The sequence below is a fragment of the Psychroserpens mesophilus genome (genome assembly GCF_050617655.1).
GTDB classification, from domain to species: Bacteria; Bacteroidota; Bacteroidia; order Flavobacteriales; family Flavobacteriaceae; genus Psychroserpens; species Psychroserpens mesophilus_A.
Genome location: NZ_JBODQC010000004.1, coordinates 53,966 through 70,435, shown reverse-complemented (window position 1 = coordinate 70,435; position 16,470 = coordinate 53,966). Strand labels below are relative to the sequence as shown.

15 protein-coding genes are annotated in these 16,470 nt (G+C 33.2%); 5 read left to right on the top strand and 10 right to left on the bottom strand.

Going from position 1 to position 16,470, the window contains the following annotated elements; translation table 11 throughout:
* Positions 1-54 precede the first annotated feature (54 nt).
* Together ACRHNM_RS08965 and meaB are read left to right on the top strand one after the other, a co-directional pair.
* On the top strand, positions 55-630 hold the full coding sequence (locus ACRHNM_RS08965; protein ID WP_431135773.1) for a DUF2911 domain-containing protein: 576 nt from the start codon (positions 55-57) through the stop codon (positions 628-630).
* Positions 631-636: 6 nt separating this feature from the next.
* Positions 637-1,716, top strand: coding sequence for a methylmalonyl Co-A mutase-associated GTPase MeaB (meaB, locus tag ACRHNM_RS08960; protein WP_431135771.1), 1,080 nt, complete (start codon positions 637-639; stop codon positions 1,714-1,716).
* Here meaB and ACRHNM_RS08955 read toward each other — a convergent pair.
* Positions 1,700-2,644: an NAD-dependent epimerase/dehydratase family protein gene (locus ACRHNM_RS08955; RefSeq protein WP_431135769.1), complete on the bottom strand. Its 945-nt coding sequence runs from the start codon at positions 2,642-2,644 to the stop codon at positions 1,700-1,702. The genes meaB and ACRHNM_RS08955 overlap by 17 nt on opposite strands.
* Before the next feature lie 101 nt (positions 2,645-2,745).
* Here ACRHNM_RS08955 and ACRHNM_RS08950 point away from each other — a divergent pair, with 101 nt between their 5' ends.
* Positions 2,746-3,462, top strand: a complete 717-nt coding sequence (locus tag ACRHNM_RS08950; RefSeq protein ID WP_431135767.1) for a glycosyltransferase family 2 protein — start codon at positions 2,746-2,748, stop codon at positions 3,460-3,462.
* A 3-nt stretch (positions 3,463-3,465) separates the two neighbouring features.
* On the opposite strand, the gene ACRHNM_RS08945 is transcribed toward ACRHNM_RS08950, so the two are convergent.
* From ACRHNM_RS08945 to ACRHNM_RS08935, 3 genes are read right to left on the bottom strand one after another with little or no spacing between them, the layout of a single operon-like run.
* Positions 3,466-4,038, bottom strand: coding sequence for a phosphatase PAP2 family protein (locus tag ACRHNM_RS08945; protein ID WP_431135765.1), 573 nt, complete (start codon positions 4,036-4,038; stop codon positions 3,466-3,468).
* Positions 4,038-4,265 (bottom strand): hypothetical protein, encoded by a 228-nt coding sequence (locus ACRHNM_RS08940; RefSeq protein WP_431135763.1) that lies wholly within the window; start codon positions 4,263-4,265, stop codon positions 4,038-4,040. The genes ACRHNM_RS08945 and ACRHNM_RS08940 overlap by 1 nt, the downstream gene beginning before the upstream one ends.
* A gap of 9 nt (positions 4,266-4,274) precedes the next feature.
* The gene (locus ACRHNM_RS08935; protein ID WP_431135761.1) at positions 4,275-5,651 is read right to left on the bottom strand and encodes an MATE family efflux transporter; all 1,377 of its coding nucleotides are present in this window, start codon (positions 5,649-5,651) and stop codon (positions 4,275-4,277) included.
* Positions 5,652-6,041: 390 nt separating this feature from the next.
* On the opposite strand from ACRHNM_RS08935, the gene ACRHNM_RS08930 reads away from it, so the two are divergent.
* Entirely contained in the window at positions 6,042-7,004 is a 963-nt protein-coding gene (locus tag ACRHNM_RS08930) for a TolB family protein (protein WP_431135760.1), read from the top strand.
* On the opposite strand, the gene ACRHNM_RS08925 is transcribed toward ACRHNM_RS08930, so the two are convergent.
* The 5 genes from ACRHNM_RS08925 to ACRHNM_RS08905 form a co-directional block, all read right to left on the bottom strand.
* Complete coding sequence (locus ACRHNM_RS08925; protein ID WP_431135758.1) at positions 6,955-8,118, bottom strand: ATP-grasp domain-containing protein; 1,164 nt, start codon at positions 8,116-8,118, stop codon at positions 6,955-6,957. The two genes, ACRHNM_RS08930 and ACRHNM_RS08925, sit on opposite strands and share 50 nt — an antisense overlap.
* A 44-nt stretch (positions 8,119-8,162) precedes the next feature.
* Positions 8,163-9,110, bottom strand: a complete 948-nt coding sequence (locus tag ACRHNM_RS08920; protein WP_431135756.1) for an NAD(P)H-dependent flavin oxidoreductase — start codon at positions 9,108-9,110, stop codon at positions 8,163-8,165.
* Positions 9,111-10,724: a S8 family serine peptidase gene (locus ACRHNM_RS08915; RefSeq protein WP_431135754.1), complete on the bottom strand. Its 1,614-nt coding sequence runs from the start codon at positions 10,722-10,724 to the stop codon at positions 9,111-9,113.
* A 32-nt stretch (positions 10,725-10,756) separates the two neighbouring features.
* Entirely contained in the window at positions 10,757-11,944 is a 1,188-nt protein-coding gene (gene mnmA, locus ACRHNM_RS08910) for a tRNA 2-thiouridine(34) synthase MnmA (RefSeq protein WP_431135752.1), read from the bottom strand.
* 138 nt (positions 11,945-12,082) lie between these two features.
* On the bottom strand, positions 12,083-12,805 hold the full coding sequence (locus tag ACRHNM_RS08905; protein ID WP_431135750.1) for a toxin-antitoxin system YwqK family antitoxin: 723 nt from the start codon (positions 12,803-12,805) through the stop codon (positions 12,083-12,085).
* Positions 12,806-12,870: 65 nt separating this feature from the next.
* Here ACRHNM_RS08905 and ACRHNM_RS08900 point away from each other — a divergent pair, with 65 nt between their 5' ends.
* A complete protein-coding gene (locus ACRHNM_RS08900) occupies positions 12,871-14,277 on the top strand; it encodes a fasciclin domain-containing protein (RefSeq protein WP_431135748.1) in 1,407 nt (468 codons plus the stop codon).
* A 254-nt stretch (positions 14,278-14,531) separates the two neighbouring features.
* Here the strand turns inward: ACRHNM_RS08900 and yidC are convergent, their stop codons facing one another.
* The gene (gene yidC / locus ACRHNM_RS08895; protein ID WP_431135746.1) at positions 14,532-16,442 is read right to left on the bottom strand and encodes a membrane protein insertase YidC; all 1,911 of its coding nucleotides are present in this window, start codon (positions 16,440-16,442) and stop codon (positions 14,532-14,534) included.
* Positions 16,443-16,470 lie beyond the last annotated feature (28 nt).

The following is a 16,470-nucleotide window of genomic DNA, read 5'->3' as shown; positions in this document are numbered from 1 at the left end:
GATGTTATCGATTTACTATTATCTTTATAATCCATTTTGAAATTGATTTTTTTTATGAATACGTTTTTAAAACGACTTCTCATTTTTCTGTTCATTGTAGCTGTTGGACTTTTTCTTTACTCTTATTTTGTGGAAAATATTTTTTCTAAACGTTTAAGTCCCAAAGACACTGTAGAATTTAAACTTAACGACTTAGAATTAGAAGTCTTTTACAACAGACCCTCTAAAAAAGGACGTGAAATATTTGGTGCTTTAGTACCTTACGATAAAGTTTGGCGAACAGGAGCTAATGAAGCGACAACCTTTGAAACCAACAAGAATTTGATGATTGACGGCATTTATGTTCCTTCTGGAAAATATTCAATTTGGACGGTTCCTAATGATAGTGTTTGGAAAGTAATGCTAAATACCAAACAATATCCTTGGGGTGTTGATGAACAAATGCAACCGTTATGGGATCCAAATTATGATATTTTAGAGATTGATGTTGCTACTGAAAATTTAGATAAAGTTGTAGAGCAATTCACAATTGCATTTGACAATTCTACCGATGACCTTAAACTTACAATGGCTTGGGACAAAACAAAAATTGCAGTACCTTTAGTGGTGTTAAAAGATAAAAAGGAATAAAGGCATTTGACCAAAAAATCAAAATCTTCTGCATTACATAACATAGAAGGTGTTTCGCAATCTGAAATTACCAATGCATCCTCTATTACCAAAATTCAACAAAAGCGTAAGGCTAAACCTTCTACTCAAGAATTAATCGCTCAGATTCTCAAAGGCAACATTACTGCGTTAAGCAGAGCTATAACTTTAATTGAAAGTTCTAATTCTAAACATTTACAACAAGCCAGCGATATTATAAAAGGGTGTCTTCAGCATACCAATGCTTCGGTAAGAATAGGAATTACAGGAGTTCCTGGTGTTGGTAAAAGTACGTTTATTGAAGCTTTCGGAATGCACCTGACTTCTATTGGAAAAAAAGTAGCTGTTTTAGCTGTTGATCCAAGTAGTAGTTTAAGTAAAGGAAGTATTTTAGGAGATAAAACCAGAATGGAAGATCTGGTAAAAAATGAGAATGCGTTCATCAGACCTTCACCTTCGGGAACTTCATTAGGTGGTGTGGCTCGTAAAACACGAGAAACGATTATGCTCTGTGAAGCTGCTGGTTTTGATACTATATTAATTGAAACTGTAGGAGTCGGACAAAGTGAAACTGCGGTACATAGTATGGTAGATTTCTTTTTGCTGTTAAAATTGGCTGGAGCTGGAGATGAATTACAAGGTATAAAACGTGGTATTATTGAAATGGCTGATGCTATTGCTATCAACAAAGCAGATGGCGACAACCTTAAAGCTGCAAAACTGGCTAAAGTTGAATTTAACAGAGCCTTACATTTATATCCTTTAAAAGATTCAGAATGGCAACCAAAAGTCATGCTGTGCAGTGCTTTAAAACATGAAGGTATTGAGGATATATGGGTTATGATTCAATCTTATGTAGCACATTCAAAAGCCAACCACTATTTTGATTATAATCGAAAAGAACAAAGCAAATTTTGGCTAATACAAACTATTGAAGATCGATTAAAATCAAGGTTTTTTAATCATCCTGAAATAAAAGAGGCTTTAAAAACTCAATTACAACTCATTGAAGATGGTAAAACGACGCCTTTTGTAGCTGCAGAGTATTTGCTTAGTTTGAAAAATTAGCTTTATACCATTCCACCTGTTTTTCTACGGCTTCCAGCAAGGTTGTTTTTGGGTTGTAATTCAATAATTTTCTTGCTTTATCAATATTAGCCTTAGTGCGTAACTGGTCACCTGGACGTTTCGGAATTATATGAAGCTGGATTGTTTTTCCTAATACTTTTTCTACGGCTTCTATCCCTTCTTTTGTTGTGTGTTCGACTTCAGTTCCAAGATTAATAATTTCTCCATCCACTTTAGTTTCATTTCCTATTACACTTACAACACCATCTACAATATCTCCTACATATGTAAAACTTCGTAAATGCTTATCACTACCTTCAAATAAAGGAAACGGTTTATCACGTAAGCCTAGCGTGATTAACTTAGTGTACATTTTTTCTGGTCGTTCACGTGGACCAATAACAGAATAAAGTCGCAATGAACAAGCTTTCATCTGTTTTTCTCTGCTTTTTTGAAGTACTAACTGTTCGGCTGCAAGTTTTGTTACGCCATAATGTGATGCAGGTTTAGGTGCAATATCTTCTGTAAATGTAGCTTCCATTCCATATATAGAAGAGGTGCCAATATTTACAAATAGTTTTAAATTTTCACATGAATATGCGTAATCAATTAAATTTTTAGTAGCTATTATATTGTTTGTAAAATAGTCTTCAAAAGTTGACGTTTGAGAAATACCTGGTTGTGCAGCAAAATGAAAAATGTAATCAACATCTTTCGGTAAGTCGTCATTAAAATTAGAATCACGCAAATCTTTTTTTACGATACGCATTCCTTTTTCAGTTAAAACCTTAGCATTCAGTTTCTTTAAATCTAAATTATAGTAATCATTAAAATTATCTAATCCTATCACATCGTGACCTAGACTATGCAAACGTTCTGCAACATGCGAACCTATGAATCCAACAGCTCCTGTAACCACTATTTTCATTTATACAATTATTTTTTTGACAAATTAACAATTTTTAAAACAAACCAAATCAATAACTAGGTTATAAAAAAGAATATTTTTGTAAGATATCATCCATGTCAATGCAATTTAAACTTACTATACTTATTCCTGTTTATAATGAAGACGCAAACCTGTTACGTCTTGAAGAAGAATTATTAGCGTTTACGCTAACATCAAAAACAGTAACAAAAGTTCTGTTTATAAATGATGGATCAACAGATTTAAGTCAGACTCATATTGAAACTATTTGCAATAGAAACACTGGTTATCATTTCATTTCATTTGATAAAAACTATGGATTGAGTACAGCTTTAAAAGCAGGATTTGATTATACAGACACTGAGCTTGTTGGATATATTGATGCCGATTTACAAACCTCTCCAAAAGATTTCAATTTACTTTTAAACCATATAAATGATTATGATTTGGTAACAGGTATTCGAACAAACCGTTGTGATTCTCTGATAAAAAAGATAACATCAAATATTGCAAATCGTATTCGTCGAGCGTTTACAAAAGATGGCATTGAGGATACAGGTTGCCCTTTAAAGCTTATAAAAACCGAATATGCTAAACGCATCCCAATGTTTAAAGGTTTACATCGATTTATACCAGCAATGATAATGCTACAAGGCGGAAAGATTAAACAAATTCCTATTAAACATTTCCCAAGAGTTGCTGGTACATCTAAATTTGGAATACATAATCGCCTATTCGCACCATTGAGAGATTGCTTTGTTTACTTGTGGATGAAGAAAAGGAACATTAATTATCAAGTGATTAAGAAGAATTTATAATATTTATTTAAGTTGAAATCTCGATTGTAAATATTTATCTAATTTATAAAACATAAATCCTGATAATCCGCCAAATATAAAACCGCTTAAAACATCTAATGGATAATGTGCACCAACATAAATTCTACTGTAACCCATTGTAACAGCCCAAATGATTAAAATATACGGGAGATACTTATGCCTTGATCTTAACATTAAACTTGTAAAAACTGCCACAGCCATTGAATTAGATGAGTGACCAGAAAAATAGCCAAATCTTCCTCCACAACTACTTCTAACTAATCGCATTAGTTGTGAAATACCGTCTTCATGACAAGGTCTAAATCGTTCAACACCATGTTTAAACAAATTAGTAACCTGATCGGTAAATGAAATCATTAGTGCGATAACCACCAAGGTTAATACAAACATTTTGGTATTAAGCTTTTTGTACATTAAATACGCTAATAAAGCATAAAAAGGCACCCAATTTAACTTATAGGTATAGGCTAGCCAGAAAGGGTCCCAAAATGTATTACCTAACCCGTTGAGATATAAAAATAATTCTTGATCGTATTCTACTAATTGTTCTAACATTAATCGTCGTATCTGGAAATTTCTCTATCGTAAAAATCGGTAGCAGATTGAATAAGATTTTCAGCTTCTGCTTCAATTTCTCTTTGATCATGCTCATCAAACTCTTCAAACCATTCTACTTCATCATCTTCAAGATTAATTATAAATCGAGGAAATTCAGTATGAATAACATAAATTGCATTGGGATGATCTGTATTATCACCTAGTATGAATTTTGGAAGTTCCATATGTAGTTTTTAGTTGTTAGACAAAATTAACTTTTTTGTAAGATAATTAAACCTTATAAATAATAAAATAGCTGCTACTGTTAATCCTGCTAACAGCCCTAGCCAAATTCCGAAACTTCCATAAGCGTCCTCTTTACCTAAAAAGTAACTAATTGGGAATCCAATAACCCAATAAGATACAAACGTAATCACTGTTGGTATTTTTACGTCTTGTAATCCTCTTAAAGCTCCTAAAACAACCACTTGTATACCATCACTTACTTGAAAAATAGCAGCAGCAATCATCAGTTTTGACGCGATACTAACCACTTCAGTATTATCGATTAAATTTTTTGCGTCATTATAATCTACATATAACTTGGGAAGTTGATCATGAAACACATAAAAAATGATTCCGAAGCAAACCGACAACATAGTAGTCAATAAAAAAATTGAAAATGCAATGCGACGCAACTCAAAATAGTGATGCAATCCCTTTTGATTTCCCACTCTTATCATAGAAGCAACACTCAATCCCATAGCAACCATAAACGTCATGGATGATAAGTTTAAAGCGATTTGATTTGCAGCTTGTGGATTCTTACCCAATAAACCGCTCAACCATATTGCAGCTGTGAATATAGCGACCTCAAAAAACATTTGCATGGCACTTGGATACCCTAAACTTATCACCTTTTTAAGCATTAATTTATCTAGTACAAAGAGTTTTATATGTGTAACGTAAGCCCTCGATTTTTCCTTTTTAATGAGGAGCCACCAGAGGTAAATGACCATAATAACCCTAGACGCTAAAGTTCCATAAGCTGCTCCCACGATACCCATTTCAGGGAATCCAAATTTTCCAAATATGAGCACATAGTTTAATATCACATTAACTACGTTACCCAAAATAGTTGCATACATTGGAAATCTTGTCATTGAAAGTCCGTCACTAAATTGCTTAAACGCTTGAAAAATGATTAATGGAATTAATGAAAATGCTACAAGATTAAGATATGGTAAAGCGAGTTCTACAACTTCAGCAGGTTGCTTCATAAAATGCAGTAAAGGCTTTGCTAAAAAAACAGATAGAAATAACAAAACACCTAATATTGTACATAAAAACAATCCGTGTTTAAAAGACGACTTGCCTTCTTTGAAATTACGAGCAGCATCAGCTTCGGCAACAAGAGGTGTAATGGCAGTAGAAAATCCAATACCAATAGACATAGCGATAAACATAAAGCTATTTCCTAAAGACACAGCTGCTAATTCGGCTGTTCCTAATTGACCAACCATTATATTATCAATAAACTGCACAAATGTATGTCCTAGCATACCTAACATGACTGGTGCAGCCAATTGCCAGTTACGTTTAAATTCTTTTGTGTAATTTGATAAAATCAATGCTTATAATTTTAAATTTTCAAAGGTAAGTGTTTGTTGAGTATCAAAAGCCTCTAACCTCATTTTTATAAAGATTCAAAATACAATAGATTGGGAATTATAATGTTATGAACTCAAATTGTTAATAAGTTGAATTCTATTTGTTTAACTAGAACATATGAAAGCATTATTTTTACTGTATAAATACCTTATTTTAGTAGGTTAGGTATTTGGGGTAGAAACTTTTTTAGCTATTATTTTAGAGGGATTTAAAAATTTTGTTGTTAAAAAACGTTTCAGACAAAAAGAGGAAATTTTCCTCTTTTTGTTGTTTATAGCAGAATGTTTTTTAACATAACTTTTAAATGATGAATTACAAGGTTTTGTAAATTATGCCTTAAAACATCTATTTTGAAACCTATTATCCTCTTCTACTTTTGTTTAGTGCCTTTGTGTTTTGTGTCTTTGGCGTATTCACAACATCAATATAATGAACCTCTTCCATTTTTGGAAGATGTAGTTACTCAGTTTCCTAATGTTAGAGATATTGCCTTAACTTCAAACGAAAGTGAAGCTGTCTTTTCCGCTCAAAGTGTGATGGAAGATATCTCTGCATTAGTATATGTTAGAAAAAATGAAAACGGTTGGTCAACTCCAAAAATATTATCTTTTTCAGGTCAATATTTTGACATTGAGCCTTACTTTTCAAGTGACGGACTTACATTATATTTTGTTTCAAACAGACCTTTAAATAATACCTCTTCAGAGCCTAAAGATTTCGATATTTGGTTTGTAACTAGGTCTAATGTTTTCGAAAAATGGTCTGAACCTTTAAACTTAGGCGCTCCAGTAAATACTGAAATGGATGAGTTTTACCCTGTGATTACTGATTCAAAAAACATATATTTTACACTTAACAATCCATCCTTAAACACTAAAGATGATATTTATGTGAGCGTATTCAAAAACGGAGCTTACACTACTCCAAGACCTTTAGAAAACACAATTAACACGGAAGGGTATGAATTTAATGCGTTTATAGCACCTGACGAATCGTTAATGATTTACACGTGCTACAATAGAACAGATGGTCATGGAAGTGGTGACTTGTACATTAGCTACAAAGACGACACCAATCAATGGAGTGAAGCTAAAAATATGGGTCATACCATAAATTCCAAAAAAATGGATTACTGCCCATTTTACGATATGAATTCTAAAACATTATACTTCACAAGTAAACGCAATACTACAAGTCAAAATTTTAATTCTAAATTAACGATGGAAGAATTAATAAATATTTTTGATAGCTATAAAAATGGGTCTAGCAGATTGTATAAAATGTCAATTCCTGACCTAAAAGCAAGAGAATAATATTAATTTGTCTTCCTAACCACTCTATAAACTTGTAACATGTTGGAATAGGATCTTTAAGAAAGGATTTCGTTTCAGAATTATTTATGAGATAGTTTTTGTTAAGTAGAAAAGACGGTTTACGTTTGATTGATTTTAAAACCCCTTTGAAACGCATGTAGTCAACTTCCTTATATTCTGTGTCTTCAATTTTTTGATTCACAGCCAGTTGAATTACTAAATCCGGAAAATTTATTCCAGCAAATTTAGACCCTTCAACACTTCCCCAAAAACGTGCATTTATTTCAATAATTTTATAATCATCAGCCTTTGAATCATAACGTAAATCAATATGGGCAACTCCAGACCAATTTAAAGCTTTCATTAGTTTAGTTACAATATCTAAGACTCGTTCGTTCTTTAAAAACTTAAAACCCAACTGTGGTGCAAAAGCGTTATGACCTCTCAAGTATCCTTTTTGAATTGTATGCACCAAAACTTCTCCTTCAACACACAGCACACTACAATCTATATCATAACCTTCAATATATTCTTGTATAAATAGTTCGTTATAATCTGAATGCTTATCTACATATCTTTTTAATTTTTTTAGAGTATCAAATTTCAATATGCCATCACCTCCTTTTTGGTGTAATGGTTTTATTAAAACAGGAAATTGTAATCCAAAATCATGATTTGAATGCGATTCAGAAGTATTTAAGTACTTATATTTTGGGTGTGGCAAATTATGCTCATTTAAAAAAACACTGAGCTTATGTTTATTTATAGCTGTTTCAAAACTATTGATTTCTGGAAGTAGAATGACTTTAACTGAGTCTGGTAAATGATGAGAATTCGTTATAAAAAATTTAATTTCCGCTTCTGCTATAGGAATGATAACAGTAATATTTTGAGTTACAACTTCCCTAACGATAATATCTGCCCAATCTTTATCTGAAGGTCTTTTATAGTATTTGTAATACGATGTATGTTTTGAAAACTTAGTTGCGGTTCGTTTCTTATCAGAAAGCACAAAAAGTTTATAATCGGGATTATAAGACAAACAATTCATTACGGTTAAAGCCCAAGTGCTATTACCATCTGGAATTAAAACATGACACTTAGAATTTATCAATTGTTTGAAATATTAGTCGTTTATGTTTCTCAAATATAGTTTATTTAATAAAACGGCTGAATAGATTTTTGCTGTGCTTCTTTAAATTCAGCAACCATATCTTTAACAATTTGAGCAGCAGGTTTAATATCATGGATTAATCCAGCTATTTGTCCGATTTCAAGTTCACCATCATCAAGGTCACCTTCAAACATACCACGTTTAGCTCTTGCTCTGCCAAGATGTGTTTTCAACTCATCGACAGAGGCTCCTTTTTTATAAAGTTCTTGTAGCTCATTGAAAAACTTATTTTTGACAAGTCGAACAGGAGCCAGTTCTTTTAAAGTAAGTTGTGTATCGCCTTCTTTGGCATCTACGACAGTGTTTTTAAACGCTTGATGAGAAGATGCTTCTTCACTGGCAACGAATCTGCTTCCAACCTGAACAGCATCTGCTCCTAATATCATTACTGCTAACATTGTTGTTCCTGTTGCAATTCCACCTGCAGCAATTAAAGGAATGTCCAATTGCTCCTTTACCATTGGAATTAAAGTTAATGTTGTTGTTTCCTCACGACCATTATGTCCTCCTGCTTCAAAACCTTCTGCTACAACTGCATCAACTCCTGCTTCTTGAGCTTTTAAAGCAAACTTTACACTACTAACAACATGAACAACTGTAATCCCTCTTTCTTTAAGCCAAGGTGTCCATGTTTTAGGGTTTCCTGCTGAAGTAAAGACAATTTTAACACCTTCTTCAACAATAATATCCATGATTTCTTCTATGTTTGGATACAACATTGGAACATTTACTCCAAAAGGTTGATCAGTAGCTTTTTTACATTTCTGAATGTGCTCTCGCAATACATCTGGATACATCGAACCTGCACCTATTAAACCAAGTGCTCCAGCATTACTTGCAGCAGAGGCTAACTTCCAGCCACTAGCCCATATCATTCCTGCCTGAATTATTGGATATTTAATATTGAAAAGTTTCGTAATTCTATTTGTCATTTAAGATTTTATAAGTTTAAATGTTTTTAAGCCTTTGCTAGATTGAAAAGACATCATATATATACCTGATGCCATGGAAGACACATCTAAATTGGTTTCAGATTGCATTAAATCTTTTTCCAAGATAAGTTTTCCTAACACATTATATATTTTCAAATTTGTGGCTTCAGTACTTACCGGAATTTGAATGTTAAGGCTATTGATGACTGGATTTGGAAATATTTTAAAACGTACAAATTCTTCTTCAGAAAGCGACAAACCAATATCTAGAGCTAATTCAAAATTAGGAATCCCATAACCCAGAAGAAAATCTGGAGTACTGAATTGTGACGCAGACATTCTCACGAATTGTTTAAGCTCTTCATTTGAAGCGTCTGGTAAAGCTTGTTTTAATGAAGCCATTGCTCCAGCCAAAATGGGAGAACTAAATGAGGTTCCGTTATTGTTAACGATCTCATTATTTGAGTTTATAACGAGTGACCCAGAGCCTTGAGCAACTACATCTGGTTTCTGAGTGGGTTGTGTCAAATTTCCTTGAGAACTAAACGAGGCATAATTACCTTCAACATCTACTGCTCCAATACTAAAAACACCCGAACCATCTGCTGGAGCACCAACAGTTTGCCATGAAGTTGCACCTGAATTTCCAGCAGAGTTAACCACTAAAATTCCTTTTTCATTGGCTATGTTTGCGCCTTTAGTTATAAAAGCGGTATTACCATTCATATCGTTAGGTGTATAACTATAATTTTCATTATCAAACACTCGATATCCTAAAGACGAATTAATGATATGAACACCCAAGCTATCAGCACGTTCGGCAGCTTCAACCCAATAACTTTCTTCAACTGGCATCTCACTCGAAGCATCTTCAGTTCTAAACAAATAATAAGAGGCATCTGGAGCAGTACCAACAAATTCATCTTGAATAAAACCAGCCATATCGCTTAACACATTCGTTCCATGCTGGTTGCCTGTATATTCGAAGACATTATTATTTCTATTTACAAAATCATAACCGCCTAGTAAATCGCTATTATCTCGTAAACGTTGAAAAGCTCCCATAGTATCTACGTTTGGAAACCCAGAATCTAATACTGCTATAACTATACCTTCTCCTGTATAATCTGATACATGTAAATGATCTACACCTATCATTTCAACTTGATTTTGAGCACTTCCGTAGTCAAAATTGATTAAACTTTCTTCAATTTCAAATTTATTATTATCTAATGCAATTCTGGATTCGGAATTGAGGGATTTATCAGCAAAATCAATAAACTCCACAAAGTCTAAGGTTTCAAGAGTAGTAATATCTGTTTCTAATCCTATAACATAAACAGCATTGAACCATTTCGATTTGGCCATGACTGTAATTCCGGTTTGATTTTTAAGCTGTGTGATGTAGTTTTCGTTAACAGGAACATCGCGTTCATCAATAGGAATGTTTTTAGCCACCTTTCTATCAATAGCATTTTGAGTTAAAATTGAGATGGGATTAGCTATCGATGCTGCCACATTTTCTTTATCTATAAGATAAACCCAAGCATGTTCTTCTTGAGCATAAGCCATGAACTGAAAAAGTACAATACTAAAGAGTAACCGTTTTTTCATCTTGCAATTATTTGGGTTATTTTTATTGCAATTTAAGAAATAACTCCTGAACCTACTAATTCGTCACCTAAATACCAAGCTACAAATTGACCTTCAGTTATTGCAGACTGATGGTCTTCAAACTCGACAAAAAGTCCATCTTCAACTTTATAAATCGTTGCATTTTCTAAAGTTTGGCGATAGCGTATCCTAGCTTTCACTTTCATGGATTCACCGTTTGCTAAAGCCAGATCTTCGCGAATCCAATGTAATTCTTCATTAGAAACAAACAAAGTTGTTTTGAGCAAACCTAAATGATTTTTGCCCTGACCAGTATAAATTACGTTTTCATTGACATCTGTTTCAATAACAAACAAAGGCTCTACTGTTCCTCCAACCGCTAAACCTTTACGTTGACCCTTAGTGAAATAATGAGCGCCTTGATGCTTCCCAACTACTGTTCCGTCTGATATAGAATACTGAAGGTTTTTTGAAAAATATTGTAGTTCCTCTTCTTTTGAATTGAATTTAGGAGTTTCAGTTAGATAGAACTCGTGGTCTTTAGGAATTTCAACAATAACACCTTCTTTAGACTTTAATTTTTGCTGAAGAAATTCAGGCAAACGAACTTTACCAATGAAGCACAAGCCCTGAGAATCTTTTTTATCTGCTGTTACTAAATCGAGCTTTTTAGCAATTTCACGAACTTCTGGTTTGGTTAATTCGCCAATCGGAAACAATGCCTTAGCTAATTGCTCTTGTGACAATTGACATAAAAAATAAGACTGGTCTTTATTTGTATCAACACCTGCCAGCAGTTGATAAATGTTTTTTTCATCTTTATTAATCATGCCTTTTCTACAGTAATGACCCGTAGCAACATAATCTGCACCAAGATCAAGTGCTATTTTCATAAAGACATCAAATTTAATTTCTCGATTACAAAGCACATCTGGATTTGGTGTTCTTCCTTTTTGATATTCGTCAAACATATAATCTACAATACGCTCTTTATATTGTTCACTTAAATCTACTGTTTGAAATGGAATATCAAGTTTATCTGCCACTAACATGGCATCATTACTATCATCTAACCAAGGACATTCGTCAGAAATAGTCACAGAATCGTCATGCCAGTTTTTCATAAACAAGCCAATGACTTCATAACCTTGTTCCTTTAATAGATAGGCAGCTACACTTGAATCTACACCACCTGAAAGTCCGACTACAACTCTTTTCATTACTATTTACTGTTGTTATTTTAGGATTATCTGAAACTTCTTTTAATTCAGAAGTTTCATTTTGCAAAATTAATAAATAAAAACAGCAACGTAACTTACGATGCTATTGTATATGACTATTTAGCAAATAACTTTTGACTATTGTTTTTTGGGATTCTTACTTCGTCTGGTATGATCTATAGATTCTTTGAGTTTCCCGTCCTCATAGTAGTTCCAGATGTTGTGTTTCCGATCGTATTGGTATTCTCCTTCAGCAAGTAAGAGTCCATCAGCATCATAAAACTTTGCCATTCCATGGAGCTCATCATTTTTATACAATAAATCTTTTAAGAGCACTCCTCGTTCAGAATACCATTTAGAGACACCTTCCAATTGACCATTTTTATAATTAGATTTTTCTGCTATTTGACCATTATCGTAATAAACGATTTTTTCTCCTTCTAATTTACCATCATCATTGTACGTTTCAGTAGACAATACAGCATTGGATTTATTGTGATAGAAGGTCCATTTACCAATGTATGCTCTTCCGTTCATACTGCCTTCGCTAATCAATTTTCCTTTAGAAGACAAAAATTTAACAGAGGCTTTGTTATTTTTAGGATTGAATACTTTTACAGCACTTAGTACACTTTTCTTATTGTTTAAGGTGTAAAACCTAAACGTATCTATTTCTTTACCATGATTAAATTTTCCTTCATATCGTAATTGATCTGTTTTGTCATAGTACTTTTTCCAGACACCATGGCGTTTTCCATCATTATCAAACTGATTAACAACTTCTTGAGCATAAGAAATAAAACTAACCATTGTTAAAATAAACATAAAAAATAAGCGACTCATCATATTTTGTTTAATCATTTTGTAAATTCGTTAAACATTTTAATTCATTATAGAATAAAGTTAAACAACAAAAACTCAAAAAAATGAAAATTATTTCAAAAACATTCAAGATTTTGCCCTTATTATTATTCGTTTTTGCTTTTCAAGCATGCAGTAACGATGATGATAACGATACAATTACCTTGCCACAACAATTAGACATTGTCGATACGGCCTTAGCAACTCCAGAGTTATCAAATTTGGTCGCTGCTTTGCAAGCTGCCGATGGTGATTTAGTCAATCTTTTAAGAGGAAATGGTCCTTTTACAGTATTGGCACCAACTAATGATGCGTTCAATGAATTCTTAGGTGGTACTCCATTAGACCAAGTTGATCCTGCTGTATTAGAGCAAATTTTATTAAATCATGTTATTTCTGCAAATGTTAGCGCTACAGATTTAATTGCCTTATCAGGTCCTGATGGTAAAGGTTACACAAGAACCAATGCTGCAGGAGCAGGAAATGAAAATTTAAGCATCCTATTTGACACCAATTCAGCTCTGCCAAGATTTAACAATACTGCAAGCGTTGTGTCTGCTGACGTTGCTAATATTTCAGCTTCAAATGGAACAATCCATGTAATTGATGCTGTTTTAGGTTTGCCAGACATCGTTGATCATGCCTTAAACAATGACAACTTAACATCATTAACAGGAGCTTTAACTTCTGAGAGTTTAGTATCTACTTTAAGAACTGATGGTCCGTTTACAGTATTTGCACCAACGAATGATGCGTTCGTTTCATTTTCAAACCCTAATGGTAATACTTTATCAAATGTACTTTTAAACCATGTAATTATTGGTGCTACTGTTTTATCTTCAGATTTATCTACGAGCTACCAGACTACTGGTGCCACAAATGCCGATGGTGACAACTTAAGTTTATTTGTAAACGTTGGAGAAAACGTAATGCTTAATGGCTCTACAATGGTTGTTGTAACTGATATTGTTGGCACAAATGGTGTTGTACATGTCGTTGATAATGTTATAGATTTGCCTACTGTAGTCACTCATGCTGTGGCCAATCCGAATTTTTCAACATTAGTAGCTGCTTTAACAGATTTAACACCAACTGACTATGTTAGTGTGTTAAGCAGCAACGATGCAAACAATGATGCTTCTCCATTTACAGTCTTCGCTCCTGTTAACGATGCATTTGTAGATTTATTAAGTGATTTAGGTCTGGATAATGCTACTGAAATTCCTACTGCTACTTTAGAAGCGACTCTAAACTTACATGTATCAACCGATTCAAACGTAAGAGCAGAAGATTTAAGTGGACTAGATGGTGCTTCAGTTCCAACATTTGGAGGTCCTAGTATAACTATCGATGCTACAACACCAGCTATAATTGATCCAGATGGAGGTTCAAATCCTATTACAAATATAAATAATGTTCAAGCTATCAACGGTGTTATTCACGGTATCAGTAGAGTTATAAGAGACTTGTAAAAATTTTCATTTCAGATTAATTGGTTAATAGCAGATTAATTTGACCTGATTGGTTGGTTGGTTGAAAGCGCTTCTGGATCTTCTAGAAGCGCTTTTTCTTTCTTTAATAATCAATTAGTAATTGATTAATACTTATTTGAATTGAACCAATAGTCTCTAATAACAGTAATGCAACCTATAACAAACCTGAATTACAACCGTAAAAAAGCCTCTGGGACATTCCAGAGGCTTTTCAATAGTATATTACTTTACGTTTATTTTTTACGGTTTTGTTGAGCTTGCTTTTGTTGTTCTGCCTGCTCCATCATTTCAGCCATTTTCTTCTGAAACTTGTTTTGCTTTTTAGGTTTCTTTTTATTGACTTGAATTTGAGCATGAATCTTATCTTCATCTAAAATATAATTTTTAATCACTAACATAATTGCTATACTAATCATATTAGAAATAAAATAATATAAACTCAATCCTGAAGCATACTGATTAAAGAATACTAACATTAATATTGGCGAAAAGTAAATCATGTACTTCATCATCTTAGCCATATCTGGCATCCCTTCTTGAGTTGGTTGCGAAGCCATTTGCTGACCAGTTGTCATTTTCATGTAGAAGAAAATTGCAATAGCCGCTAATATTGGAAATAAACTCACATGATCTCCATAAAATGGAATATTAAAAGGCAACTCAGCAATCACATCATAAGACGATAAATCATCAGCCCATAAGAAACTTTTTTGCCTTAAAGCAAATGCTGTAGGGAAGAACATGAATAAGGCATAAAATACTGGCAACTGGATTAAACCAGGTAAACATCCAGCTAACGGACTAGCTCCTGCTTTATTCTGAAGAGCCATCGTTTCTTGTTGTGCCTTCATTTTATTGTCTTTGTACTTTTCTTTTATGGCATCTAATTCTGGCTTTAATACACGCATTTTAGCTTGTGATAAGAACTGCTTATATTGTACAAACGACATCATTAATTTGATTAAAACCGTCATGACAATAATAGCAATACCATAAGGCAAAAACGAACTTAAAAAACTAAACAAAGGAATAAACAACTGCTTGTTAATCCAACCAAAAATCCCCCAACCAAATGGAATACTTTCCTCTAAATCATAATCGTACTGCTTTAAAATCTTACTATCTGTCGGACCGAAATACAATTGAAAATTATTATCGGCTTCTCCTCCATTAAATGCCAAAGGTAACTTTGAAGCAAACGCTTTAGTAAACATGGTATCAATTTCTTCATCTTGCACCAGATCTGTAGATGTAATTGTCGCTTTTTTAAAGGGTTGGTTTGCAACTAAAATGGAACTAAAAAAATGTTGTCTGTATGAAAGCCACCTAACATCTTCAATAAGCTCTTCATCATCTCCATTTTGTGCTAATTTACTGATCTTATCACCTTCATGCATGTATGTTAAACGTGTATAACGATTTTCGTAAGTGATACTCTGGTCATGACGATAGGTTTTTAATTTCCAATCTAAATTAATAGTTTGAGAACTGTTAATTACGTTATTTAATCCCTTAGATACAATTGAGAAATCAATCATATAATCATTGGGCTTTAGCTCGTAACGGTATTCTAAAAATTTACTTTCAGACACTTTAAGTTTCATAGAGACAACAGTATTATCTCCATTTTTGCTTACTGAAGGCTGAAAATACAGGTCTTTAGTATTTAAAATCCTGTTATCTGCTGTTGGGAACGTGATATTAAAATCTTGATTACCATTCTTGATTAACTGTATAGGAATAGAGTCGTAATCGACAAAGTTTCTCAATTTGACTTCAGAAAGAAAACCACCTTTATTACTGAATTTTAAGTCTAAAACATCTGTAGAAACAGATGTTTCTTTATCGGTTGCTGAAGTTAAGGTTGATGCATAAGCAAACGAACCTAATTTATTTTTTAAGTTTTCTAACTGAAGGGAATCTTTTACAGAAGTATTAGAGAAGTCTTCAGCTGAAGTAACCACTGTATTTTCAGTTGCTTTGCTAGCTGCTTTTTTCTCAGCTTCAACTTGTTCTTGTTTTGCTTTTTCCTGTTCAGCTAATTCTTCAGGTGTTGGCTGATTTTGCCACATCATATATAGCAAGATTCCGAAAATAAGAACGAATCCTATGATGGAGTTTAAGTCAAATTTTTTTTCTTCCATTTGTATTAATTAGAGTTTCCTAAAAAAA

Coding starts and splice junctions, on each gene's coding strand:
- ACRHNM_RS08950 (WP_431135767.1), top strand. CDS start 2,746: ATGCAATTTAAACTTACTATACTTATTCCTGTTTATAATGAAGACGCA.
- ACRHNM_RS08965 (WP_431135773.1), top strand. CDS start 55: ATGAATACGTTTTTAAAACGACTTCTCATTTTTCTGTTCATTGTAGCT.
- ACRHNM_RS08915 (WP_431135754.1), bottom strand. CDS start 10,724: ATGAAAAAACGGTTACTCTTTAGTATTGTACTTTTTCAGTTCATGGCT.
- yidC (WP_431135746.1), bottom strand. CDS start 16,442: ATGGAAGAAAAAAAATTTGACTTAAACTCCATCATAGGATTCGTTCTT.
- ACRHNM_RS08940 (WP_431135763.1), bottom strand. CDS start 4,265: ATGGAACTTCCAAAATTCATACTAGGTGATAATACAGATCATCCCAAT.
- ACRHNM_RS08945 (WP_431135765.1), bottom strand. CDS start 4,038: ATGTTAGAACAATTAGTAGAATACGATCAAGAATTATTTTTATATCTC.
- mnmA (WP_431135752.1), bottom strand. CDS start 11,944: ATGAAAAGAGTTGTAGTCGGACTTTCAGGTGGTGTAGATTCAAGTGTA.
- ACRHNM_RS08905 (WP_431135750.1), bottom strand. CDS start 12,805: ATGATTAAACAAAATATGATGAGTCGCTTATTTTTTATGTTTATTTTA.
- ACRHNM_RS08955 (WP_431135769.1), bottom strand. CDS start 2,644: ATGAAAATAGTGGTTACAGGAGCTGTTGGATTCATAGGTTCGCATGTT.
- ACRHNM_RS08920 (WP_431135756.1), bottom strand. CDS start 9,110: ATGACAAATAGAATTACGAAACTTTTCAATATTAAATATCCAATAATT.
- ACRHNM_RS08900 (WP_431135748.1), top strand. CDS start 12,871: ATGAAAATTATTTCAAAAACATTCAAGATTTTGCCCTTATTATTATTC.